A 24,373-nucleotide genomic window follows, 5' to 3' on the forward strand; every position below is an offset into this window, starting at 1 on the left:
TGGCCGGGGCGACTGGTCCCCTTCTCGCCACGGTGGTGTCCCCCCCCGGGGGGGGGAGGACACCGCCGTCCCGGTCCACCAGCACCACGCCGCCCACCCCGATCGAGTTCGCCGCGGCCCGGACCACGTCCTCGACCCCTTTGCCGTCCAGCACCAGGCGGGTGAGGCGTTCGTGCACCGCCGAGCCCCGCTCCAGGTCTTCGGCGTGGCCGCGGATGGTCGCGTTGGCCACCCGCAACTCGTCCGCCGCCGCTCGTGCCTCACCCAGCAACCGGCTGTTGTCGATCGCCACGGCAGCGTGCGCGGCCAGCATGGACAGGGCGTTGACGTCCCGGCCGCTGAACGTGCGCTGCTCCCGGTGCGCGGCCAGCAGCACGCCGATCACGAGCCTTCCCAGCACGACCGGTACCCCCAGCAGCGACACCATGCCCTCCGCGCGCACGGTGCGATCGATCTCCGCGGTGTGGGTGATCGAATCGTCCTCGTGGTAGGACAGCACGCTGTAGGGGGCGCCGGTGCGCGCGACCATGCCGCCGACCCCGGCACCGCTGGGCAGCCGGAGCTCCCGGAGCCGCCCGGAGATGTTGCCCGAGGCCGCCTTGATGTAGCTGTCGCCGCGATCGCGGTCGCTGAGGCTGATGTAGGCGAGATCGCACTCCAGCAGCCGGCGCGCCCGGTCGGAGATCGCCTGCAGGATCGCGTCCAGGTCGTGCAGCGCCGCCAGGTCGCCGGCGGTGTCGTTGAGCAGCTGCAGCTCGGCCTGGTGACGCCGGTGCCCGAGCAGGATCTCGCGAACCCGCAAGGCCAGCGCCCGGTCCCGTTCCAGCTCCGCCAGCCGGTCCGGTGGCGCACCGCGAGCACGCGCGCGAGCCAGGGGCTCGTCGAAAGCCCCGACTTCGGTGTCCGGCGCCAGCAGCAGTTCCAGGTACGAAGCCACCGTCACGGGACCCTCCACCGACGCCGTCGTCGAGTCGTGCTCAGTCGATGCCGCGCACGGCCGGGACGCGGCATTCCAGCTCCACTGGTCAACGAGGGCGGGCTCGGCGAGATGCGGTCAGCGTCCTCGCCTCGGCTTCGGAGGAGTGGACTGCACCCGCCAGCCGACCGCGGGCGAAGGCGGCGACGTCACCGGGGGCAACAGGGGCCGCCAAGCACCTGTGGCGGCCGGCTCGGCCAGGTGCCCGGTCGGGCTTGAGCTCCAGCGCAGTCGAGGTTCTAGCGTCGGCGGCATGACCGGAACACTGCTCTTCCACAACACCATGCGCATCCACGAGGGACACCTGGAGGAGTTCCGCGAGGCCATCGCCAAGGCCGTCGGCTTCGTGCGCGAGCACGGTCCGCAGCTGATGGTGGAGGTGTTCATCGACACCGATGCGATGCTGGCGCACAGCTTCCAGCTCTACGCCGACGACGAGTCCGTGCTGAAGCACTGGGAGCTGTCCGACCCCTGCATCCGCGAGGTGATGGAGCACTGCACGGTGGCGCGGTTCGAGGTGTTCGGCGAGCCGGGGGAGCGGGTGCTCGCGGGCCTGCGCACACCCAACGGCGAGTCCTTCGCGACGACCATCACCCCGCGCTTCACCGGCTTCACCCGCCTGGCCGGCTCCCGCTGACACCGTGGCGGGCCATGTCAACCGCCGAACAGCCGGCGAGCGGGGCGGCGTCCCGGGAGACCCGCATCATCGGCCGCAGCCGGGCGACGTCCTCGTCCGGCACGGTGTCGACCGGACTCCGAGCCGAGCGCGGCGTGGTGTGCACCCCCGGATCGGTGTCCACCCCGACGACGGGGTGGCCGGCCGCGGCGAACGCGACCGCTTGCGGCAAGCCGCGTAGCCGAGGCCCAGCACACCGATCCGGCAGCGGAGCGGGCGGGTGGTGCCGTCCGCGAACTGGCGCGCGGGGCGGTGGGCGCCACGCCCCCGCGGTGCGCGGCACAGGTGGGACACACCCGGGCGCCGCGCGGCGCCCGCCGGGTCCTGGGCCGGTAGGGTCCGGCGGACCCGGTCGGCGATCCCGGTCGCGAGCCGTCGGCGGCGCGCCAGGATTCGACGCGCTCGGGCCACTGGGCGGGTTCGTGCCACTCCGGTTACCCCGCCGCCGGACCGGGTAACTGGGGCGGGTGGACCAACTGCTCGGGATCTACCTCAACGACCAACTGGCGCTCGGACTGACGTGGCGGGAACTCGCCAGGCGCGCGGCGCGCAACAACCGCGGCACGGCGTTCGAAGCTCCACTGGCCGAAGTCGCCGCGGCCATCGCCGCGGACGTGGAAACCTTCCGCGGCATCATGAACTCGTTGCGGGTCCGGGCGAATCCGGTGAAGACCGGACTCGCGCTGCTCGGTGAACGGCTGGCGCGATTCAAGCCCAACGGGCGCCTGGTCTCGTACTCGCCGTTGAGCCGGTTCATGGAACTGGAGGTGCTCGCCATGGGGATCGAAGGCAAGAAGATCCTCTGGTCAACGCTGCGGGACGGAGCGGCACTCGGCTCACGGCTGCCCGGCGTGGACTTCGACCACCTCATCGACCGTGCCGCCGAACAGCGCTCGATCCTGGAACCCCTGCGCCGGGAAGCGGCGCGGGAGGCGTTGAGCGAGGCGCCGGGCTGACCGGGAAACGACGCGTTGTTTCGCGGTGCGCGGTTCGGTGGTCTTGTCCATGAGCAGGACGCCCTCGCGATCGTGCCCAGTGCCAGGCCGAGGTGGAGCCGGTTGTCGGCGTGGTCGAGGGCACGAAGTTCGCCGTGGAGTCGTGGCCGACGACCAGCCCGGTGGTGTTTCGACCTCGCGCGAACGACGAAGGACCCCGCGCGGCGAGGAGGAGACGGGACCCTGACCACGACCCTGAACAGCGTCGATGATTTCTCGATGCTCCTGTACCAGGTGTGCGAGCAGGTGACCCGGGCGGTGCCCGGGGCGACGAGGCCAACATCACCCTGATCACCGATGGCGTACCGGTCAAGCGCCGCGGCGGGCACCGCCACCGCCGGCGCCGGGACCGGTGGTAGACCGTCTTCCACGGCCCGTCCCGTCGCGGAGGGTCCTGCCACGCGATTCGACCACCTGCCACTGTTCGTCGGTCAGCTTTGAGGACGGGCCCGGGCCCCAGCGGAGCCACCTCTCGTGTGTCGGCCGATCCGCCCGCCGAGTTCGGGACCAGGTGCCGACTTCCTGGGCAGGCAGCGCTCCGCGTTACGACATCTGGTGGTAATTCGCCCGCTGGAGGCGCGGAAATCGCGTTGTGCCCGGTTACCGGCTCGTACTGAAAGTTTCTGGAAGGAACGAGCCCCGCATTCCAACGTGTGACACCGCCCCGGCGGTTTTCGGGGTCCGGCGTCGGGTGGCCATGGTTTGCGTAGCCCGTAATTGCCCGCTGTGCCCCGTTGAGCCCCTTGCGTAGGGCGCTCCGGGTGACGTTCGCCCCGCCCGGTTAACGAATTGCCGATCATTTCGTCTTTCTCCCAGGTAACCCACGGGAAGGAAACGTCCATGTCGCGAAGATCCGTGTTCGTCGCGCTGACCGCGGTCGGCGCCTTGCTCGCCTCGACGCCGGTGGCGGTCGCGGCGCCACCGGGGGTCGATCCGGACACCGTCGATCTCACGCTCTCGGCCGGGGAGAGCACCACCGTCACCAAGCACGTCACCACCGCCGCCGTACCGCCGAACCCCGACCTCGTGCTGCTCGCCGACACCACCGGCAGCATGGGCGGCGCGATCGCCAACGTCCGCGCCAACGCCGGCACCATCACCGGGGACGTACTCGCCGCGCAGCCGTCCGCGCAGTTCGGCGTGGCCGAGTACAAGGATTTCACCGACTCCGTGCCGTTCAAGGTCAACCAGGGCATCACCGGGGACACCGCCGCGGTCCAGGCGGGCATCAACCAGTGGATCGCCTCCGGTGGCGGGGACACGCCGGAAGCCAATCTCAACGCCCTCTACGAACTGGCCACCGGCGCGGTCACCTTCCGCCCGGACGGCACCCGGATCATCGCGTGGTTCGGCGACGCGCCGTCGCACGACCCGAGCGGCGGGCACACCCTGGCCCAGACCATCGACGCCCTCAAGGCGGCGAACATCCGCGTGATCGCGGTCAACGTCGGCGCTCTCGACGCGACCGGCCAGGCCAGTGCGATCACGTCGGCCACCGGCGGCGTGCTGCTGAACAACGTGCCGTCGAGCCAGGTGTCACAGGCGATCCTCGACGGGATCAAATCCATCGAAGTCACCGTGGCCCCGGAGATCACCAGCTGTGCTCCGCAGCTGACGCTCACCAACACCCCGGCCAGTGTCAAGGTGGCCGGCGGTGACGTCGCCGCGTTCACCGAAACGATCGCGGTCGCGGCCGACGCCGCGCCGGGCACCTACCACTGCGTGGTCGACTACCTGGTCGACGGGGTGTCGCGCGGGTTCGTCGAGACGACGACCGTGCGCGTGCTCGGGCTGAGCATCAACGACGTCACCGTCGGCGAAGGCTCCGGTGGCGCGCAGGTGCCGGCGACCTTCACGGTTTCCCTGCTCGGCGGCCCGAGCCCGAACCCGGTGACGGTCCACTACGCCACCGCGAACGCCACCGCGACGGCACCGGGCGACTACCAGGCGGCCAGCGGTGACGTCACCTTCGCGCCCGGTGAGACGAGCAAACCGGTGACCGTGCTGGTCAACCCGGACACCGTCGACGAACTGGACGAGACGTTCACCGTGACGCTGTCGGCCCCGGTCGGCGCCGGGCTGGTCGACCCCGTCGGGGTCGGCACCATCGTCGACGACGACCGCGACGGCACCTTCTCCTGCACCGCCACCGCGGCGAACGTCGTCGGCGTCACCGTCGCCGTGGCGAACCCGGCGAACCTGCCCTGCGCCGATGACAGCAAGACCGTTCTCGACGCGACGCTCAACGCCGGCCTGATCAAGGTGCAGACCAACGCGCTCACCGCGTCGACCGACCTCGCGCCGGATGACCAGTCGGCCGCCCCGGCGGCCGGTGACCACGCGCAGGCGTCGGCCAAGATCGACAAGACGGTGATCAGCACGGTCGGGCTGACCATCGAGCTGGGGGTCATCCAGTCGCAGGCGGCGGCGACCTGCCAGCCGGCCGCGGGCGGTCTCGCCCCGGTGCTGACCGGCAGCTCGAACGTCGCCACGCTGAAGATCAACGGCGTCCCGGTCACGGTGGGCTCGGCGCCGCTGACCATCCCGCTGGCCATCGGCTCGCTGAAGCTGAACGGCCAGACGGTGGCGAACGGCGTGCTCAAGCAGCAGGCGGTCGCGCTGGAAACCGCGCTCGCGGACATCGTGCTCGCGGAGTCCCAGGCCGACGTGCACGGCACGGCGGCGCATCCGGCAGGCAACCCCTGCCGCCGCTGACCCGGTGAACCCGGGCTGACTGCCAGTGGTGCGGCACCACCAGCGTTCAACGCCAGTGGTGCCGCACTCCTGGCTTTCGCGGGAAGTCCGTCAGGCGGTCGTCTTGCGCAGCACGTACTGCAGGATGCCGCCGTTGCGGTGGTAGTCGGCCTCGCCGGGGTGTCGATGCGCACGACCACGTGATCACGCCCATGCCGATCAGGTTCGATCGGTGGATGCGCCGCCTCGAACACTCCCACCGCCGATGCCTGTCTAGCGGGCTACCGATCACGTTCGTGGACCGCAACATCGTCTGCGGCGACCCGCTGGCCGACCGCACGTCCAGCCGCCCAAGCTCGCCGAACGCTCCGGCACCACGACGTCCCGAAACTGAACCCCGAAAGGGTGATTCTGAAAGAGGTGATGGTGCGTGGCTTCACCACCGAATACAGCTCCGAGGACCGGAGCGCTACCGCAACTGGGTGGTCGAAAGCCGACGCGTGTTCGCGCCGACGATCATCGGCAGGCGGGGTGTCCGCGGTATCGCAGGCACTGGTCGACCAGGTGAACCGGAAGTTCAGGGGTCGGGCACTGGTGGAACTTTCCCGGCGGTTGAGTGATGGGCTTCCCCCGGCGCGGGGCGCCCGCCGAGTTCGGAGAAAGCCGCATCCGGCGGCGCAGTCGCCGCTCGCGGCGGCGTGGTGGTTCTGCTGTTGATTTCGTTGCCGGCCCGGTTCGCGGGATACTGGGTTGGTGGTGGACGTGGAATCGGTCTCCCGGGTGCTGCCGGCGGCCGCGGGGGCCGCGCTGACCGTGGCTGAGCTCGGTGCCGAGCTTTCTCGCCGTGTCGGGGCGTTGGTGCCGCATGACGGCTACACGCTCGTCGGGGTCGACCCGCACACCGGAGCAGGTTGCTTCCACGCCAAGGAGCACGGTTACAGCACGCCGACCGCCCGGATCCTCGAGTTGCTCGAGCGGGAAGAGGGGCGTGGTTCGCCGATCCCCTCGTTCCGCCGGTTGGTGACCGGACCGTCCCAGGTCGGCGTGCTGAGTCTCGACTCACTGGAACGTTGCGGCGGTTTCCGGCAGCGTGAGCTGATGGTCGCCGAGGGCTTCGGCAGCGAACTGCGTGTCGTGCTGAGGGCCAGGGGCCTGGCATGGGGCGCGCTGGTTCTGCTGCGGGAGCGAGCACGCTCATCGTTCTCCGCGGAGGAGGCGGCTCGTGCGCAGTGTCTCGTGCGACCGCTCGCGGACGCGCTGGCGCGGTTCGTGGGCACCAAGTCGCTGCGGCCGAGCCGCCTCGACCTCGCCACCGGGGTGGTGATCGTCGGTGCTGACGACCTGATCACCACGGCGACTCCCGCTGGCCACCGGTGGCTTCGGGAGCTGGCCACCAGCTGCGCCGACGTCGACAACGGCCAGTTGGTCGGCGTGCTGTGGAACCTGACCTACCTGGCCAGGCATGCTGCGGGGCCGGTGCTGACGCGCGTTCCCACTCCGAGAGGCTGGGGTGTGTTGCACGCGGAGCGGCTGCAGCCGTCGAACCACGGCGCGGTCGCGATCACCATCGAGGCGGGCTCGGCAGGGGTGCTGCTGCCGGCGATAGCCGCGTGGTACGGGCTCACCGCGCGGGAAGGCACGGTGGTCGAGCAGGCTCTCCAGGGGCTTTCGGCCAAGCAGATCGCCCGCCGGTTCCAGCTGTCACCACACACGGTGAACGACCACTTCAAAGCGATCTATCGCAAGACCGGGGTGAGCAGCCGCGATGAGCTCCTCGCCGGTTTGACGGCCTGAGCCGCACCCGCTCGCTCCGGGCACCCGTCGTCGGGGTGGGATCCTCAGCGGCGGGTGAGGCGGGTGGCCAACGTCAATTCCAGGTTCTGGGGATGTCCGGGCCTGACTGGCTCCGTGGGCCAGGTCCGCACCGTCGAGAACGCCCCCGGCCGCGTACACGCCACAGCTTCGCCGGTAGGCCATCCCATCACGGTTGTGCCTGGTGGTCCGCGGAGATGGCTCGCACCCGCGGGAAACCGCCCCGGGGTCCTGGTCGCGGGGTGCGATCAGGACCCGGGACGCCTCGCTCAGTGCCTGACGAACAGTTCGAGGTCGTTGTGGCCGTCGCAGAAGACGTAGTCGAAGTGTTCGTTGACCAGTTCGTGCCAGTAGTTGCCGGTGTCCATGCCCCAGATGTCGTAGTTGTTCACGCTCACGCACTTCTGCCGCCCCGGCGGGGTGTTCGGGGTGAGCACCGTCAACGTCAGGCTGGTGAGGTCGGCCCAGCGGATGCGCTGACCTGGTTTGGGCCCGCCCAGCAGGTTCACCCTGCTCCAGGTGTTCTGGAAGTCACCGTATTTCTGCAGGCGTTCCGGGTCGCTTTCGCACCCGTTGTTGTTGGTCCGGACGAGTCTGGTCCAGGTGTCAGCGCCGGAGGCCGGGTCCCGGTAGCGCGCGGTGACCCACGCCGGGATGCAGGAATTGGTGTTGGACAGGGCCGTGACGTCGAACCACATGTTGAACGCCTTGAACTCCTCGTTCCCGGCCTCGGGTGCCGCTGTTGCCGGGGTGGACAGGGCGGTGATCGATGCCAGGGCCAGCAGTGCTGCGGCTACTAGGCGGTAGCCGCGAGAGTTGTTTTTGTTCATGCATCGATGGTCGATCGGCACCGGAAGACGGGGTATCCCTGGTTTCAGGGGTTGACATTGGTCTGACGGCGTTTTCCGGAATTGGCTCGTGATGAAAAACGAGGGATCGGCATCCGTTCAGCGGCAGTGAACACACGTGGACAGCGAGCGACCGGACACCACTGCCGTGGTGTACTCGCAGGAGGCCAGCTATCAGGCGTGGTTTGCCCACTACGTGATCAGTCAGTTCGGGATCGATCGGGTGGGCGGGGAAGCGATGGTGCACATTCGCCACGCTCCGCCGGGACCGTGGCGAGCGCTGCCGGGACCGTCCGAGGCGCGGCTGGACATCGTGGTCAGCCGCACGCCGGGTGTCCGGGCGATCCACCACGCCAACAAGCACTACAGAGCCGCGGACGGCACCGGCCTGGCCGCTCTGCCCACCCTGGCAGTGAGCAGCGAGCCCTCCAAGACCTCAACAGCAGCTCACGGCCGATGATCGGGCGTGCAGCACGGCTACGGCGCAAAGCGGCGGTTCACAAGCCGGAGTCGCGGCGGGCCGGGCCGGAACCGGTGTGGGAGCGAGGCGTTCACCCCGGCGGGACCAGTTGCCGCCCCAGCGCCACGATCGGTTTGATGCTGGTGTCGTGGTTGCTGAGCACGACCACCACCCAGCCGGTGTCCGGGAACACGTCCAGGTTGGCCGCCCGGCCGGGACCGCTCCCGGAGTGCCCGACGACGCGGCGGGTGGCGGTGACGGCCTCGACGTGGCCGTACCCGTAGAACTGGAGTTCGCCGTCCGCGGATGGGCGGTCCGCCGGGCCGAGTGCGTGCTTGCCGCCGGTGACCACCCTGGTGAACGCGGGGCTGAGCAACCGGTTGCCGTGCAACGCGGTCGCGAAGCGGAGCAGGTCGGGCGCCGACGAGAACGCGCCGTGGTAAGGGCTTCCGAGGTAGGGCAGCCAGGGGGTGGTCGTGATGTCCACCCGCTCGCCGGAGGGCTGGGTGACGTAGCCGTGGGCGATGCCGCGGTCGGCGACCACCGTCGGCCTGGGGTAGAAGTCGGTGTCGGTGAGCCCCGCCGGGGTGAACACGTGCTGCCGGACGTAGTCGTAGTAGGACCGCCCCGACACCGCGGCCACGATGGCACCGAGGATGAAGTAGCCGTCATTGCTGTAGCCGTACTGGGTGCCCGGGGTGAACCGCAGCGGCAGGGTGCGCAGGTAGGCCGACATGCCGTGCCAGATCTCGTCCTCGCTGCTCCACCCGTCCTCGCCGGGCGGGCGCTGGTCGGTCTTGCTCTCCCTGCCCGCGCCCGAGGTGTGGGTGAGCAGCTGGTGCACGGTGACCCCGGCGACGTCGGCCGGGAACCCGCCGAGGTAGGTGCCGAGCGGCTCGTGGAACGCGAGTTCGCCTTCCTGGGCGAGCCGTGCGACGGCCACCGCGGTGAACGACTTCGTCATGGACGCGAGGTCGAAGCTCGTGTCCGTGACGTTGGGGACGCCCCCGGCTTCGTCGGCCATGCCGTGTGACCTGGTCAGCACCGGCTGTCCCCGGTGCGCCACCAGCACCGTGCCGGAGAACTGGCCGGCGGCGGCGCGTTCGGCGACGAACCGGTCGAAGCGCCCGCCCGGCAGCAGGTCGCGCGGTGGCCGGTGGCCCGCTCCGGTCGCACCACCGGTGCCCGCCGTGGCGAGCAGGCCGGCGACCGGTGCGGTGCCGAGCAGGCCGAGAACGGTTCGTCGTGAGGGGGCGGTGGGCACAGTTGTTCCCTTCATCGGGTGAGTGACTCGTAGACGGCCGCGGCGGCCTCGCCTTGCGCGACTTCGACGACGCGCTGCAACGCCATCGCCTCTTCGAGGGAGCCGACGGGCTTGTTCATGAACTGGGCGAACACCACCAGCCTGCCGTCCGGGAGCACGATGTAGCCGGCCAGCGCCTTGTGCAGGACCTGTCCCTGGCTGGCCGTGCCGGACTTGGCGAAGACCCGGCCCGCGGCGGGTGAGCCGGGCAGGACGTGGCCGAGCGACCCGTCCCGGCCCATGATCGGCAGCGCCTGCCGGTAGGGGGTGAAGTACCGCTGCCGCGCCATGTGCTCGAGGAACTGGACGAAGAAGTCCGAGGTGTAGCGTTCGTCCGCGGGTTCGTCGGGGTCGAGCCCGGCCCGCGCGAACAGTTCACGCTGCAATCGGGCTCCGGTCGCCTCCGGGGTGTCGGGATCGCGGCCGGCGACGGCGCCGACCAGGTAGGGGAAGTGGGCGGTGTGCGGGTTGGAGCTGACCTTGAGCATGACCTTCACCTGTTCCGACAGCGGCGGGGAAAGGTGCTCGGCCACCGGTGACCGGTGCCTGGCATCCGTTGCGGACACGCCATTCGAGACCTCGACGTCCGCCTCGCGCAGCGCTTGGCCGAAGGCGAGCTCCGCGAACCGGACCGGGTCGGGCAGGTAGTACGGGGCCACCACCGGCGGGCCGCCCAGCCGCACGTCGCCGGTGAGCCGTACGGTGCGCGTGCCGTGCGGCTCCGCCGCCACCTCGGCGAAGCCCAACCGCCGCACGGGCTGCAAAACCGTGGTGACGTCGTTGACCACGGTGACGTACCCGGTGTCCGGTGACACCCGCAGCCCGGCCGGAGCACCTGTCCGGCTGCCGGGGGTGACCACCACGTCGATGATGTTGTCGTTGATCACCATGGGCGAGACCGGGATCGAGATGTTCCCGTTCGCGATCTGCGCGCTGCCCTGGCGGAACAACGAGGCGTCCACGACCACCCGGCCCTCGACGCGCCGGATCCCGCGGCGGGCCACCTGCCCGGCCAGGTCGCGCAACTGCTGGAGCGGATCCCCGGGCACCGGCGCGGTCGCACTGCCGTAGGAGTGGTCCGGTTCCGGCAGCGCGAGCGTGCCGTCCGGCCGGATCCTCGGCCCCAGCAGCAGATCGCCACCGGCCACCAGCACCAGATCGCCCCTGAGCACTCCCCGGGCCACCGGGCCGGTGCGGTGGACCCTCGTGCGGAACCGGTGGCCGGCGCCGAGCGCGGCGAAGGCGGAACCCGCGATGAACACCTTGAAGGCGGAGCCGGCGACGAACCGCTGCTGGGGGTTCACCGTGTGGACGGGCCCCGCCCCGGCCAGCTGGAACCGCATGCCCCACGCCGAGCCGGTGAATTCGGGCCGGTGGGTGATCTCGGCGATCCTGTCCGCGAGCGCGTCGCCGGCGGTGTGGGCGTGGGCCGCCGGGCGCGCGGAGAGCAGTCCGGCCGCGGCGACGGGGGTCACCCCGAGCAACCTGAGCACGTTGCGGCGCGAAGGAGGGCTGGTCACAGCAGGGACACCGCCTTGTCCAGGCCCGGGTCGCGGCCGGCGGAGAGGTCGGCCGCGGTGGTCGGGGCGAAGTGGTCGGGCGCCACGCCGATGGTGTTGACGATCTCGCCGTTCGCCATGAGCCCGTGGTACTTCGGCAGCATGACCAGGGTTCCGTTGTCCAGCTCGTACATTTCCCCCGGTCCGGAGACCAGGCCGGCGGTCCGCGTGCCGACCAGCGTGCCGAGCTCGAGGTCCTTCACCGCGCTGGAGAACGAGTCGCACGCCGACGCGCAGCGCCGGTCGGTGAGCGCGACGAACGGCAGGTTCAGCAGTTCGACCGAGTCGTCGGTGCGCTTGGGTGTGCAGCGGTCCTCGACGTCACACAGGTAGCCGGTGATCTTGCCGTGGGCCAGCGCGCCGAGCAGCTTGCTGACCGCTTCCGGGCTGCCCCCGCCGTTGCCCCGCAGGTCCAGGACCACGCCCCGCAACCGGGTTCCCGCCCGCAGGTCGGCGATGGCGGCGAGCACCTTGTCGGCCAGATCCGGGGCGAAGCCCGGCAAGCTGACGTAGGCGATGTTCCCGTCCACGAGCCGGGACCGGATGTCTCTCGGCGGCAACGGGTAGCGGGCGGCGGTCATCGTGGCGGTGAACGCCTGGCCGGTGACGGGCCGGCGCACGGTCAGCTCGGCCGCCGAGCCGGGCCCGCCGCCGGTGAGCCAGGACAGCGCGCCCGTGTTGAGGATCCCGTTGGTGAACAGCGGCACGTCGTTGACCGCCAGGATCTCGTCACCGAGCGCGAGACCGGCGGTTTCGGCCGGGCTGCTCGGGGTGATCCCGTTGACGTGGGCCGGTTCGGTGGCCACCGGGTCGATGTCCCCCTGACCGGCCGTCACCGACAGGTCGAGGCCGTACGGGTCCGGGGTGAACTCGCTGATCCACCGCGCGTGGTTGTCGTCCAGCTCCGCCACCATGGCCCCGATGGCCGCCCGGCCGATGGCCGTGCGGGCGTCCTGGTCCGGCAGCGCGTTCGCGATCCGCTGGTAGGCACCGCTGAACGCGGCCCAGTCGGGGTCCTTGCCGCCGGTGAGCGCCGGCAGGGTGGCGTCGGCCTGGTCGAGGCCGCGGCGTTGCATTTCCCGGGTGATCGCGGCGAAAGCCGGCACGAGCAGCGTGCGGCTGTCGAGCACCGGCCCGCTGTAGTAGTTGTCGAAGATGCAGTAGTACGCCTGCCCGACGGTGGTGAGCGTGGTCGGCGCCGGCGCCGGTGGCTGCCCCGGGTCCGCCTTGCCGCAGGCCGCGGGCCGCTCGGGCCCGGCCGAGGAGGTGCCGGCTCCCACGCCGACGAGGGTGGCCGTCACGGCGAGTGCCGCGATGCCGGTGGTGAGCGGGTGCCATCTGTGTGCCACTAAGAACCCCTTGAGTCAACCGGTGCCGAACGAAGGTGTGTTCTACGCGGGACGTGGTTTCGGCACGGTTTCGCTCGCGTGGAAACGATGGCGAAACCGCCACTCGGCGATGGTGGTGCGCGTGCGAGTGCTGGTCGTCGAGGACGACGAGGAAATGGCGTACACGGTGGCGACCGGGCTGCGGCGGGCGCACATGGCCGTCGACGTGGCGTTCGACGGGACCGGTGCGCTCGAACGTGCGTTGTGCACCGGTTATGACGTGGTCGTGCTGGACCGGGACCTGCCCGGCGTGCACGGCGACGACGTGTGCGCGGAGCTGGTCGCGGCCGGGTGCCGCGGCCGGATCCTGATGCTGACCGCGGCGGCCGCCGCCGAGGACCTGGTCGGCGGGCTCCGCCTCGGTGCGGACGACTACCTGCCCAAGCCGTTCGACTTCCGGGTGCTCGTGGCGCGGATCGGGGCGCTGGCCCGGCGGGCGCACCCCGTCGTGCCGCCGGTGCTGCGCCACCGCGACCTGGTGGTCGACCCGGCGCGGCGCCTGGCCACCCGCGGCGACCGGCCGCTGGAACTGGCCCCGAAGGAGTTCGGCGTGCTCGAACTGCTGCTGGCCGCGGACGGCCGGGTGGTGCCGGCGGAGGAACTGCTGGAACGCGTGTGGGACGAGGCGGCCGACCCGTTCACCAATGCCGTGAAGATCACCGTCAGCCGGCTGCGGGCCAAGCTCGGCGATCCGCCGGTCATCCGGACCGTGGCCAGGAGCGGGTACCGGATCTGATGGGCATCCGGCTCGCCGGACGGCACCTGCCGCGCCGGACCGTGCGGCTGCGGCTGACCCTGCTCTTCGGCGGGCTGTTCCTGCTCTGCGGGGCCGGCGTGCTGACGGTCACGTACTTCCTGGTGCGGCACGCGGTGACGCCGTCGGCCAACTTGAAGCTGTTCCGGTACCCCCGGGTGGCGGACGGCCGGTTCCCCGCGCTCGGCGCCGAGGCCGAGCAGGTTGTCGTCAAGGCGGAGGAGGCACTGGCCGAGCAGCGGCGGGACGTGCTCCACCAGGTGCTGGTCCAGTCCGGGATCGCGCTCGCGGTGATGGTGGTGCTCGCCGTCGGGCTCGGCTGGTGGATGGCGGGCCGGGTCCTGCGCAGGCTGCGCACGATCACCACGGCGGCCAGGGAGATCTCGGCGACCAGCCTGCACCAGCGCATCGCACTGGCCGGTCCGGACGACGAGCTGAAGGAGCTGGGGGACACCTTCGACGGGCTGCTCGACCGGCTCGAGGCGGCTTTCCAGGCGCAGCGCCAGTTCGTGGCAGGCGCTTCGCACGAGCTGCGGACGCCGCTGGCCCGCCAGCGCGCGATCGGGCAGGTGGCGCTCGGCGATCCGGAGGCGACGGTGTCGTCCCTGCGTGCCGCTCACGAGCGGATCCTCACCGCGGGCACGCAGCAGGAACGGTTGATCGAAGCCATGCTCACCCTGGCCCGCAGCCAGGTCGGCGTCGACGTCCGCCGCCCGTTCGACCTCGGCGAGGTGGTCACCGAAGTGGTCGGCGGCCGCCGTGCCCCGGAGGTGGGGCTGCGGACGTCGATCGCGCCGTGCCCCGTCTCCGGGCACCGCGCGCTCGCCGAGCGGCTGGTGGCCAACCTCGTGGACAACGCGATCGAGCACAACGTCCCGGGTGGATGGGTGGAGGTGGTGTGCGGTTCGGGCGTGCTGACCGTGACGAACTCGGGGCCGGTCGTGCCCGTGACCGAGGTCGAGCGGCTCTTCCAGCCGTTCCAGCGCCTCGGGCGGGCCAGGACGGGGCCCGGCCTCGGCCTCGGGCTGTCCATCGTGGAGGGGATCGCGACCGCGCACGGCGCGCGGATCGACGCGGTACCCGGGCACGGCGGCGGCCTGGAGGTCACGGTCCGCTTCGCCTGACCCGATGTCCAGGAAGCGGCCGCGGAGGCGGGGTCAGCGGTCCCGGGGCCGGAGGAGGCGGTCGGTGAGCGTGGTGAGGAAGGCGCGGTGATCGGCTCGTTGCCCGGGGGTGCCGGTGGCCTCGCCGACGATCATGGTGGCCAGCTGGGGGACGTACAGGGTCCACTCGGCCATGCCGATCAGCAGGAGCAGGACCCGGCGGGGGTCGAGTCGCGGGTCGACGTGGCCCCGTCGCTGGGCTTCGGTGATCGCGTCCACTTTGGCCTGGTAGCTGGCCGAGCGCTCGGCGTGGCTGGGAGCCTGGTCCGGCGGGAGCGACAGGGCCTCCCACTGCACGAGGCGCACGAGTTCGGGGTGGGCGGCGCAGTAGTCGAACAGTTCGCCCACGAACTCGGGAATGCGGTCGGCGTGGAGTTCGACCTCCCTGGCGAGCCGGTCGAGCTGGTCGGCGAGCACGATGCCGAACAACTCCCGCTTGTCGCCGAAGTAGTCGTAGATGGCGCGTTTGTTGGCTTCGGCACGAGCCGCGATGCGATCGATGCGCGCGCCGTCGATGCCGCGCTCGGCGAACTCGGCGACGGCGGCGGCGAGGATCCGCTTCTTGGTGGGGGTGGCGTCTCGGGGCATGGCACGTGCATTGTGGCAGAGTCGTTTCGAACGAACTGGTTCGTTTGCTACGCTCGTGCTCAAGAGGGGCTGTTGATCACCTCGGACCACAGGGAGGAAGCGACGATGTGCACATCGTGTGCCGCGTCCGTCGGCGGCGTGAGCCGGCGGAACGTGCTGCGGGGCACCGTGGCAGCCGGGCTGGCCGGTACGGCCGCGCTCACCACGGCGCGCGCGGCACCGGCCCGGGCCGGTGCCGCCGGACCGGACGGCCGTAGCGGGGTGTACCTGCGGTGGCTCGGCATAGCGGGCTGGGAACTGACCTTCGACGGCCACCGGCTGCTCGTCGATCCGTACCTCACCCGCCAGCGCTATGCGGGTCCCGACGGCAGGGTGGACACGCGACGCCCGCTGGAGGTGAACCCGCGGATCATCGACTGGGTCCTGGACCACCACCTGGCGGGCGCACCGGAGTTCATCCTGGTCACCCACGGGCACTGGGACCACATCGCCGACGTCGCGCCGCTGCTCAGCCATCCGAAGTGGACCGGCAAGCAGATCCGGGTCCTCGGCGGTGAAACACACCTCAACCTCGTTCGCGCGATGGGGATCCCGCCAGCGCGCGAGCCGGACCTGGTGCTGGTCACCGGCGGCGAACACCTGCGCTACCCGCTGCGCAGCGCCGAACAACCGCGGCCCGCCTACACCATCGAAGTGTTCCGGAGCCTGCACAGCCAGCTGGGCGGGTACGGCTTCTCCCCGGCGGGCACCCTGATCGCTCCGCCGGAGAAACCCACGACGCTCGGCGAACTGGTCGAGGGCGGTTCGCTGGGCTACCAGATCACCATCGGGGACCGGCTGCGCGTGATGTTCCTCAGCGGCACCGCCAACTTCGACGCACGGGAAGCCGCCGGGGCCAGGCCGGACGTGCTCGTGCTCGGCGCCAGCGGCAACGCGGCGGTGCACGACTACTTCGAGCGCGCGCTGGAAACGCTGGACTGGCCCCGGATCGTCGTTCCCTCCCACCACGACGACCTGGTGACCGCGCTGGACGAACCGGAAGTGCACGACAGCGTGAACCGCGAAGTGGTCGCCACCCTGCAGAACCTCCTGGGCACCCGTGGCCGCGTCCTCGCCCCACGCCACCTGCAGCAGTTCCCACTCTGACCACCCGGCTCCCCGGAGCCGCCATCCCGCCACCTCGAGCCGGACACCCCCGAACAGCCAAGGGACCAACCATGCCCCCTTCGCGGCCGACCATCGCTCGCCGTTCTTTCCTGACCATGGCGGCACTCCTGCCGCTGGCCGGCTGCGCGACCGGGGCGGCGGTGCCCCCTTCGCCACCCAGCCCGGCCGCCGCCCCGGCGGTGCCCGCCACACACGACCACCTGCTGGAACTGGAACACAGATTCGGCGCGCGCCTGGGCGTCCACGCCCTCGCCACGGGCACCGGCGCGACCGTCGACCACCGGGCGGACGAACGGTTCGCGTTCTGCTCGGCGTTCAAAGGGCTGGCGGCAGCGGCGGTCCTGTCCCGCAACCCGCTGTCACACCTGGACACCCTCGTCACCTACACCGAAGCCGACCTGATGAAGAGCTCGGCCATCACCAGACGGCACCTGGCCACGGGAATGACGCTGCGGCAGGTGTGCGACGCCGCGGTCCGCTACAGCGACGGCACGGCGGGCAACCTCCTGCTCCGCGACCTCGGCGGACCGGCGCAGCTGACGGCCTACCTGCGGGGCCTCGGCGACACGGTCACCCGCATGGACCGGTTCGAGCCGACGATCACCGAAGCCGTTCCGGGAGACCCGCGGGACACGACCACCCCGCGAGCGATCGGCACCGACTACCACCGGATCGTGCTGGGCGACGCCCTGCCGGGGGACAAACGCGCCTTCCTCCGCGACCTGATGGAACGCAACGCCACCGGCGCCGGTGCCCACCGCATCCGCGCCGGTCTCCCAGGGGGCTGGACCGTGGCCGACAAGACCGGCACCGGCGACTACGGAACCCTCAACGACATCGCCCTCGCCTGGCCACCGGACTCCGCGCCGCTCGTCATCTCCATCATGTCCAGCAAAGCCACCAAAGACGCCGGTTACGACGAGGTTCTCCTCGCCGAGGCCGCCGCTTACGTCACAGCCAGGCTCGCCTGACTGAGCGGACGGGGTCGCCTGTTCCGCGGTCTGCGGCCGGAAGATGAAGGCCAGCCCGCGGGCGCACGGGAGGTACTACCGCTGTCCGGCGAGGACACTGGCGCCGGGCTCGCAAGCGTTGGCCGATCACCCGCCGACCGTCTACGTCCGGGAGGACCCGCTCCGGGAGGCGGTGAACGGCCAACCCGGACGAGGAAGGCACTGCATGACCACCACCAACGGCACCCGGAACAGGCCGGCCAGTGGTACGACGACATGGGCGACCTGGTCGCCAAGCTGTGGGGCGACCACATCCACGTCGGCTACTGGGACGGCGACGACGACCCGGCGGGCATCGCCGAGGCGGCCGACCGGCAACAGCCTTGGTCGCCACCAGTTCCGCCGCGTAACACGCCTGCCAGGTGGGCGGCGGTCAGCTCGCCGATGGAGTGCCCTGCGAGTACCACGTCCGGTGCAGTTGCGAGGCCGTGATCCCGGTTGATCGCGCCCATGAACACCGCGATCGGCAAACCGAACAATGTGGACGGTGCGACACCGGCCGCACGAAGCGACCGCGTACAGGTGATCGTGTTCGCCCACGAGAACGGAATAGTCCGCCCGGGCGAACCCCATCCGCCGCGCGCCCAGCGGCCCCGGTGGACATTTGGCCACCACAAAACCGGCCACTCGGTGAAATGATCATTCACCGTGGGACTACGCGGGACCGCTTGCGGTCCTGGAAGAGGTACTTGCCCTCGGTGTTGCGACGCAGGCCGAAGCGGTACCGGCTGCCGTTGTAGCGCAGGTACAGCGTTTGCCGCGGGCCTCACTGCCGCCGGTCTTGTACAGGTTGTCGTCCGCCCGGCCGAACGTCCCGCCGCCGACCTTGCCGTCCACCCCCAGACCCCAGCGGGCTTGGAGCTGTCTGGTTGCCTCGTCGGTTTGCTGTATAACGCCCTATTCAGGGCAACTGAAGTTGCTGCGTCAGCGTCGAACTATAAAGGAGCACCTGCTGCGGAAGTGAGCGCGTTCAAGTCTGCTTGGTGTGGCCCATCAAGGTGGGGGGACCGGTTGCCAGCGGGTGGTGCCGCCTTTTCGCGCAGTTGGACGAGGCATTGCTCGCGGTCGAGGTCCTGAGGCCGGAGATCGAGCGCGCCTTGGCGGCGGCAGGCGGTTTCGGTGTGCAGGCGGATGATGAGGGCGTCGAGTTCGGGATCGTTGCCGGTGGTGGCTGCGAGGTGGTTGATCTCGGCGAGCCGGTCCGGGGGCAGGGCGTAGCGCGACGACTCCCTGCCGACGTGGTTTCGCCACCCGGGCCGCGGGGGTTGGTGGCCGGATCGATGAGGCCGTCGTCTACGACGTGGCGGTAGAGGCAGCGCAGCGCGCCGACGAAGCTTTCGACCGCTCCGGAGCCGCCACGGGCGTTGCGGCGTCGGACGACGTGGGTGCGGATGTGCTCGCCGAGTTGCTTGATCTCCGACGGGGTGATCGTGTCGAGTAGACGATCGGCCCAAGCCTCAAGGACGAAGTTCCAGTAAGGCTGATACGTACCGCGGGTCCCAGTGCTGACCGCGGCCGAGACGAGCGGGACGTAGGCCGTAAGAGTTGGCGCGGCGGCCGGGCCGGTGCGGTGTCGAGCAGGTCGGCCGGGATAAGACCGAGGCGGGACAGCAGCAGCCGGGCCGCATCGAGGTCAGCGGCCCGATCGCCACCGGAGGCGAGAGCGGTCACGGCGCAGCAGCCTGGTGTGGTGCTCGGTGAGCAAGTCGCAGAGGAGACCGGTCGTGTAGATCAGCATCGCCGACCGGCGGACGACAGCGGCCAGCAAGACCCGGTCGCCCGGTCGCAGCCCGTGCCGCGCACGCAGCGGCGCCGGGATCTGCAGTGAACCGGACAGGAGCAGGTTGAACACGCCACGGGGATCGCGGCGGATGATTACCGAGCCGGGCTCGGCAGTGATCGTGAGCGTCTCGCCGCGGGACCAGCCGAGTGCGCGCAGCAGACCTTGCTCGGCAAGGCGACCGGAGCCGTCGATCTTGGCCATCGCGTAGGTCACCGGCACATCACCGGAGAGCTGCGGCACGGAAGCCAGGGGCAGCGGGCGGTGATCAACCGGCATCTGGACGGGCTGCGCCGTCCGTTGTGGGACCAGGGGAGCGATGGGCCCGTTCACCGGCACCGCCCACTCGAAGAGGGGTGAGCCTGGCGAGGAGGTGCACCCGGCCCAGAGAGGCCGGGTGCCTGAGCGCTACCCCGGGTGTCAAAGTAGCTGCGAAATCGGGGACAGAGCCCGCATCTGTGTGTCCGAGGGGCGAGTGCGCACTAACCACACGCCTGTTCCTGCCGAACTTCTTCCTGTGCGAGTGATCCAAGTCGTCTGAGGTGGAGTGCTCGTAACAGCAGGTCCGTTGCCTGGTCAAGATGACCAGGCACCACCGAGCTATCTCGGGAAGAGGGCTTGATGACACGAATATGCATTCGGATCGCGTGGGTGTTCACAACTTGTGGACGCCTAGGTCGGCGAAGAGCTTCCTCGTGGCAGAATCGACCGAGTAGAGCACCGTGCCGCGGATCGAACGAGTCATGAGCACCCCGTAGGCGTTTCGGATCGCGCGCCGGAGGTCTTCGTCCGCACGGATCCTGTTGGCCTTGCTCCGCACGTGTTCGCGGTGGACCTTCCAGCTACCGCCGTCCCAGGTTAGGTCGGGGCCCATGATCACACCGCCCCACTCGTACTCGAGGCCCTGCGCGGTGTGCACACAGCCGATCTGCCCGAAGCCACCGGGTTCGGTCGCCCAGAAGCGCCGCTTCGGGACACCGGGTGTGTCGTGCTGGTCACCGGCGTTCCACGGGCGCGCCCAACCCGGCTCCGGGTTGACCTCCGGATCGGTGCCGCTGCGATCTTCCCACTTCCAGCAGACCCCGGCGCTGATCCGAGCGCTTTCTCCATCGTCCTCCTTGTCACGGAGGAAGCGCTCCATGGTGGCGGCGCTGTCGGAATAGTAAAGCTGGAACGGCTCGGGATCGTTCCCGCTATCCGGCTTCCAGGGCAGCGGGTCACCTGCGAGCAGGTGCTGGACCCACGTGTCGTACGTCGCGCTACCCACGGCGCGGAGCACCCGGTCCAGGTTGATCGGCACGACCTCCGTGCCGAGGTCGTGCAGCTCGTTGGTGAGCACTTCCGGTGACCAGACCTCGTCGGAGAACAGACGTTGGTCACCGTCGATGAAGAATACCGGCACCTTCGCCCGTGTGACGACCACAGAGACCGAGGACTCGCCGGGTCGCATGGAGTAGGAGCCCTTCATCGGGCGTTCAGTCAGCCGGTGCGCCTCGTCGCACAGGATCAGGTCCAGTTCGTTCGCAGTCCGGCTGTCGGCGATGCTGTTGAGGGTGGCGAAGGCGTGCCGCCGCCCGGTGGAAGCGCGTTTGAAGGTTTCGCGTGACGCGATCCCCCCTGATGCGTAGCAGGCTTCCCGCCCGGCATTGAGAGCCTGGCCGAGCAGTGTCAATGCGACAAGTGACTTCCCGCTCCCAGCCCGGCCGCTGATGACGAAGACCTTCTTCGCGCCGACCGGCGACCAGCTGTCCAGTGCTTCCGCCACGCTGGTCACGGCGGTCAACTGGTTCTCCACCAAGCTGAACTTCGTGTGCCCCGCTACGATCGCTCCTACCTCCGGCTCGATCAAGGAACTGGAGCGGCGTCGGTCGAGCAGGGCTTCAGCGGCTTCGGCTCCCGAGCGTCCGCTGAAGTTGCGCTTCAGGAAGTTGCCCAGTTCACCGGGGGACCGGATCGTGAACGTCGGTATCCCCTTGCGAGGTGAAACGTGCCGTATCCATTGGTACTGTGGTTCCTTCAAGTTGTGCAAATATGATGCACCGACAAGGTTCACATAACGGTCGTCGAACATGCTGTGATGCACCTTGAGCGAGAGCAGGTTCTCGTGCACCTGCACGGCGGGGTGCTTTTTGTGTTTCCCGTATGCGTCCAAGTAGACGTTGTCGAGGGCGCACTGGTCGCACAAGACCCCTGGCCCCGCTCGACGGCACGCTGTGCACAGGCCGGTGGTGACAGTCGGCGTGGGGCGTACGACGCGACTCCATTGCTTCAACTCGATAGCCGCGTAGCTCAAGTCGCCGTCTGGGTGGAAACCTGCGAGGACAACGTCAATGGGATTCATCTTCGGATCGACGTAGTACTCCACGAACATCCAGATCCGGCCGAGGCGGAGGTGATCCAGCAGCGAGGCCAGGCGGTAGACGCTTTCCCGCCAGGTTGTCACATCCCCGGGCGAAGGCTGCGCGTTCCTGGGGTGCGCTTGTACGTAACAACTCTCAATTTCCGGGATCAGCTTCTCTTTATCCCGAAGGAACTCTTCGGCGGGCCAGTACACTTCAAGCGGCTGCCACCTGTTTGTCGCTACTGAGTTCTGTGCCATTTCCCGAAGTTTCTTGTGGTTCCGCAATCTTCTCTGCTGGTGCGGCGAGGTCGAGAATCGTTTCACGAGGAGGCCTTCGCGCTTCGGCTCGGACCGCAGAACTCCACGACCTGTGCCCCGGCCTCGCAGTTGCCTTGGGCGGAGCGTTTTGCGAATCGTGCCTCCCGAGCTTTGTGTCGAGTTCGTTGAGATTCCGGCACATTCAAACACGACCGGGTGGCTCGATCTCTTTCGGGTGTAACCAGGTCGACGGAGACTGCATGGCAGCTGCTTCCTCGGCCAACATGGCTGGGCCGAACAGGTGGAATCACCTATGGCTATTGCGCTGTGACTATCTGTGCGTAGCGTGAGAGGAGTCGCCGGCACCGGGGAGCGCTTGCGTGGGTACTTCGAGCAGATGGGCCGGGCCGCAGACGGCCGAGTGGAAGACCGTGTCCCGAAGCGTGGCACGGATCTGGCCAGCCCAGGGACTGGCCGCGTCAGCTGCGGACATCCCCGGGCCGCGCCAGCCGGAGGATCATCCCATTTCGGACGAGTCGGCGGCGAAACGAGGACGGCGTTGCCTGGAGGCACTCGCCGCGGCGGTGCGTGATGACCCGAATGCCTATGGCCTCCGCGCGACAATGGTGAGAGCCGGGGGCTCGCTGATCGATGCGGTCGAGGGCCTCGGTAGCGGCGGCGGGCCGGTGAACCTGGTAGTCGGCTCGGGCTGGCCAGGCACCCCGGGAGAATGGTTTCTCTACCAGTTCGTTTCCGTCGTAGCCGGTGAAGGCACGACGATCGCCGACGCCCTTGCACGGCGCTCTGCCACAGCCTGCGCCGAGAGGATTCTCGCCGATCCGGCGACGCGAGGGGCTATTGAGCGGCAGACTTCCGACTGGAACTTCGCCGGCAGCCTGTTCTGTGAGGTCTACCAGCTATTTTTCGCGGATTACGTGGCCGCATTCGTGCGAGCGGTCATAGCTGAGAAGGTGAAGCTTGTGGTTCCTGCGCTCGTGCTCGTGGACCCGAGCGGGCAGATCGCGGACTGGGTCGCCGACCAGGTCGCCGCGGTGCTGCCGATGCCGTGCGCTGAGAAGGAAGAGCACCGGGACGATCCTCGCTCCATCACCGGAATCGCCCGGGACACGTTGCAGGACACGGTGTCCGCGGCGCTGGGGCTTCCTGGGGGGATCACGTGACCGCCGTGGCTCGGCGCTTTGCGTTCACCGCGAGTGGCCGCCATCGCACGGATTCCGATCGCGAGCCGCTGTGTGACGCCGACTTCCATGATCGGGAGGCTCGTCTTGATCAAGGAATGACGATGGCCGGGCCCGCGGAACCCTGGGCGCGCGACCTCCTGCAGGTGGCGCGTGCCGTCTACCTGGTGGACAAGCGCTACGTCCGGCGAACTGAAGACGGCTGGTCGCGCGCGGTCGACCTCTCGGTCGAAGTCGCGGAGCCGGAACGCTGGGGTCCGGCGCAACTGGAGGACCTTGCCACCTTGTTGGCCACGCTGACCAGCGATACCTGGCACGTTCGCGTGGTGGGAGGTGCCGCCTACCGGCAGTGGTTCGACTACGAAGAGCGCGTTTCGGAGGTAGCCCTCTTCTCCGGGGGCTTGGACTCGACCTCGTATGCAGCTCAAGCTTCGGCGCAGGGAAAAGACGCGGGAACGCTGTTGCTCATGGGGTACGACGACAACATGCGAGCCCGGCAGCAGGAGGTCTGGCGGTCCGTCGATCGGGTCCGGAACCGGCCGGTCAAGCTGGTGCAGATCGGCCAACGGGTGCTTTCGGGTCCCGGTGGCGAGCTCGAACCCAGCACGCGCACGCGGGGCCTGCTCTACACGGCGACCGCCGTAGCGGCTGCATCGGCGCACGGGGTCGGTCAGGTCAACGCTCCGGAGAACGGGCAGCTCGCGATCAACCCGCCGTTGACCCCGAATCGGTTGGCTGGGCTCTCGACCCGCTCGGTCCACCCGTGGACGCTGGAGCTGACGAACCGAGTGATCCGCGGGCTCGGCGGCGCTGTCGAGGTGGTCAATCCGCTGCTGTCGTTCACCAAGGGTGAGGTGTGCGGCCAGGCCCTCGAAACAGGACTCTCACCGGAAGATCTCGCTCGCACAGTCAGCTGTGGCGATCCCAGCAGTGCGCGCTACTCCCAAGCGCCGCCCAACTGTGGCCATTGCTTCCCGTGCCTGGTCCGACGCTCGGGGCTCGCTTGGGCCGCCGGGATCGACCGGACCGACTACCGGCTCGAACTGGGTGGCATCGACATGAGAGCGAAGGCGGCGGAACACCTTCGTGCATTGGCTCGCTGGCTGGCCAGCGACTTCGGGTTCCGGGACCTGGTCGCCGACATGCCGTTCCCCAGCTCGACGCCCATACCATCGGTGTTGCCGATGCTGCACCGCGGGCGACGTGAATTGGCGGCGATGGTCGATCAGGTCATACCCCAGAACAGCCTGCTTCGGCGAACTTGGGCACCCAAGCTCGCAGGTCGAGCACCCAGGAGCGCTTGACTTGCTAGTGCTGTGACCACATAGGTTGGCCGGGTTGGTCAGGCGGCGTGTGTGACGCGCTGGCCCCAGGTGCGGTGGCGTTCGCTGCGAATACGTGC

21 protein-coding genes are annotated in these 24,373 nt (G+C 69.5%); 12 read left to right on the top strand and 9 right to left on the bottom strand.

The genetic code is table 11. The features are described from left to right. The coding region (locus AC07EG_RS38735) for a GAF domain-containing protein (RefSeq protein ID WP_478258266.1) at nt 1-943 on the bottom strand (943 nt) is incomplete at its 3' end. Nucleotides 944-1,229: 286 nt separating this feature from the next. Between AC07EG_RS38735 and AC07EG_RS38740 the strand changes: the two genes are divergently transcribed. Further along, nucleotides 1,230-1,613, top strand: a complete 384-nt coding sequence (locus AC07EG_RS38740) for an antibiotic biosynthesis monooxygenase family protein (RefSeq protein ID WP_478258267.1) — start codon at nt 1,230-1,232, stop codon at nt 1,611-1,613. Here the strand turns inward: AC07EG_RS38740 and AC07EG_RS38745 are convergent. Next, complete coding sequence (locus AC07EG_RS38745; protein WP_478258268.1) at nt 1,588-1,824, bottom strand: hypothetical protein; 237 nt, start codon at nt 1,822-1,824, stop codon at nt 1,588-1,590. The two genes, AC07EG_RS38740 and AC07EG_RS38745, sit on opposite strands and share 26 nt — an antisense overlap. Before the next feature lie 295 nt (nt 1,825-2,119). On the opposite strand from AC07EG_RS38745, the gene AC07EG_RS38750 reads away from it, so the two are divergent. The 3 genes from AC07EG_RS38750 to AC07EG_RS38760 all read left to right on the top strand — a co-directional run bounded on the left by AC07EG_RS38750 (nt 2,120) and on the right by AC07EG_RS38760 (nt 7,135). Beyond that, nucleotides 2,120-2,608 (top strand): hypothetical protein, encoded by a 489-nt coding sequence (locus tag AC07EG_RS38750; protein ID WP_478258269.1) that lies wholly within the window; start codon nt 2,120-2,122, stop codon nt 2,606-2,608. 879 nt (nt 2,609-3,487) lie between these two features. Next, nucleotides 3,488-5,362, top strand: coding sequence for a Calx-beta domain-containing protein (locus AC07EG_RS38755; RefSeq protein WP_478258270.1), 1,875 nt, complete (start codon nt 3,488-3,490; stop codon nt 5,360-5,362). Between the two features lie 732 nt (nt 5,363-6,094). After that, entirely contained in the window at nt 6,095-7,135 is a 1,041-nt protein-coding gene (locus tag AC07EG_RS38760) for a helix-turn-helix transcriptional regulator (protein WP_478258271.1), read from the top strand. Nucleotides 7,136-7,422: 287 nt separating this feature from the next. Here the strand turns inward: AC07EG_RS38760 and AC07EG_RS38765 are convergent, their stop codons facing one another. Beyond that, complete coding sequence (locus AC07EG_RS38765) at nt 7,423-7,983, bottom strand: hypothetical protein (RefSeq protein WP_478258272.1); 561 nt, start codon at nt 7,981-7,983, stop codon at nt 7,423-7,425. A gap of 136 nt (nt 7,984-8,119) precedes the next feature. On the opposite strand from AC07EG_RS38765, the gene AC07EG_RS38770 reads away from it, so the two are divergent. Beyond that, the gene (locus AC07EG_RS38770) at nt 8,120-8,461 is read left to right on the top strand and encodes a hypothetical protein (RefSeq protein WP_478258273.1); all 342 of its coding nucleotides are present in this window, start codon (nt 8,120-8,122) and stop codon (nt 8,459-8,461) included. A 91-nt stretch (nt 8,462-8,552) separates the two neighbouring features. Here AC07EG_RS38770 and AC07EG_RS38775 read toward each other — a convergent pair whose 3' ends face one another. From AC07EG_RS38775 to AC07EG_RS38785, 3 genes are read right to left on the bottom strand one after another with little or no spacing between them, the layout of a single operon-like run. Beyond that, the gene (locus AC07EG_RS38775) at nt 8,553-9,725 is read right to left on the bottom strand and encodes a serine hydrolase domain-containing protein (protein ID WP_478258274.1); all 1,173 of its coding nucleotides are present in this window, start codon (nt 9,723-9,725) and stop codon (nt 8,553-8,555) included. A gap of 11 nt (nt 9,726-9,736) precedes the next feature. Beyond that, nucleotides 9,737-11,284, bottom strand: a complete 1,548-nt coding sequence (dacB, locus tag AC07EG_RS38780) for a D-alanyl-D-alanine carboxypeptidase/D-alanyl-D-alanine endopeptidase (protein ID WP_478258275.1) — start codon at nt 11,282-11,284, stop codon at nt 9,737-9,739. Further along, a complete protein-coding gene (locus AC07EG_RS38785) occupies nt 11,281-12,672 on the bottom strand; it encodes a S41 family peptidase (protein WP_478258276.1) in 1,392 nt (463 codons plus the stop codon). Before AC07EG_RS38785 ends, dacB begins: the two co-directional genes overlap by 4 nt. Before the next feature lie 121 nt (nt 12,673-12,793). On the opposite strand from AC07EG_RS38785, the gene AC07EG_RS38790 reads away from it, so the two are divergent. Both AC07EG_RS38790 and AC07EG_RS38795 read left to right on the top strand, forming a co-directional pair. Further along, nucleotides 12,794-13,447, top strand: a complete 654-nt coding sequence (locus AC07EG_RS38790) for a response regulator transcription factor (protein WP_478258277.1) — start codon at nt 12,794-12,796, stop codon at nt 13,445-13,447. Beyond that, nucleotides 13,447-14,589, top strand: coding sequence for a sensor histidine kinase (locus AC07EG_RS38795; RefSeq protein ID WP_478258278.1), 1,143 nt, complete (start codon nt 13,447-13,449; stop codon nt 14,587-14,589). The genes AC07EG_RS38790 and AC07EG_RS38795 overlap by 1 nt, the downstream gene beginning before the upstream one ends. Before the next feature lie 33 nt (nt 14,590-14,622). Here the strand turns inward: AC07EG_RS38795 and AC07EG_RS38800 are convergent, their stop codons facing one another. Further along, nucleotides 14,623-15,216 (bottom strand): TetR/AcrR family transcriptional regulator, encoded by a 594-nt coding sequence (locus AC07EG_RS38800; RefSeq protein WP_478258279.1) that lies wholly within the window; start codon nt 15,214-15,216, stop codon nt 14,623-14,625. Between the two features lie 138 nt (nt 15,217-15,354). Here AC07EG_RS38800 and AC07EG_RS38805 point away from each other — a divergent pair, with 138 nt between their 5' ends. The 3 genes from AC07EG_RS38805 to AC07EG_RS38815 all read left to right on the top strand — a co-directional run bounded on the left by AC07EG_RS38805 (nt 15,355) and on the right by AC07EG_RS38815 (nt 18,032). Further along, complete coding sequence (locus AC07EG_RS38805) at nt 15,355-16,362, top strand: MBL fold metallo-hydrolase (RefSeq protein WP_478258280.1); 1,008 nt, start codon at nt 15,355-15,357, stop codon at nt 16,360-16,362. A 71-nt stretch (nt 16,363-16,433) separates the two neighbouring features. Beyond that, nucleotides 16,434-17,354: a class A beta-lactamase gene (gene bla, locus AC07EG_RS38810; protein ID WP_478258281.1), complete on the top strand. Its 921-nt coding sequence runs from the start codon at nt 16,434-16,436 to the stop codon at nt 17,352-17,354. A 489-nt stretch (nt 17,355-17,843) separates the two neighbouring features. Beyond that, the gene (locus tag AC07EG_RS38815) at nt 17,844-18,032 is read left to right on the top strand and encodes a hypothetical protein (RefSeq protein ID WP_478258282.1); all 189 of its coding nucleotides are present in this window, start codon (nt 17,844-17,846) and stop codon (nt 18,030-18,032) included. Nucleotides 18,033-19,026: 994 nt separating this feature from the next. Here the strand turns inward: AC07EG_RS38815 and AC07EG_RS38820 are convergent. After that, nucleotides 19,027-19,452: an AbrB/MazE/SpoVT family DNA-binding domain-containing protein gene (locus AC07EG_RS38820; RefSeq protein ID WP_478258283.1), complete on the bottom strand. Its 426-nt coding sequence runs from the start codon at nt 19,450-19,452 to the stop codon at nt 19,027-19,029. Between the two features lie 376 nt (nt 19,453-19,828). Continuing rightward, nucleotides 19,829-21,772, bottom strand: coding sequence for a DNA/RNA helicase domain-containing protein (locus AC07EG_RS38825; RefSeq protein ID WP_478258284.1), 1,944 nt, complete (start codon nt 21,770-21,772; stop codon nt 19,829-19,831). Between the two features lie 443 nt (nt 21,773-22,215). Here AC07EG_RS38825 and AC07EG_RS38830 point away from each other — a divergent pair, with 443 nt between their 5' ends. Both AC07EG_RS38830 and AC07EG_RS38835 read left to right on the top strand, forming a co-directional pair. Then, complete coding sequence (locus tag AC07EG_RS38830; protein WP_478258285.1) at nt 22,216-22,953, top strand: hypothetical protein; 738 nt, start codon at nt 22,216-22,218, stop codon at nt 22,951-22,953. Further along, the gene (locus AC07EG_RS38835; protein WP_478258286.1) at nt 22,950-24,275 is read left to right on the top strand and encodes a 7-cyano-7-deazaguanine synthase; all 1,326 of its coding nucleotides are present in this window, start codon (nt 22,950-22,952) and stop codon (nt 24,273-24,275) included. The genes AC07EG_RS38830 and AC07EG_RS38835 overlap by 4 nt, the downstream gene beginning before the upstream one ends. Nucleotides 24,276-24,373 lie beyond the last annotated feature (98 nt).

This window comes from Amycolatopsis sp. NPDC045836 (genome assembly GCF_056431745.1).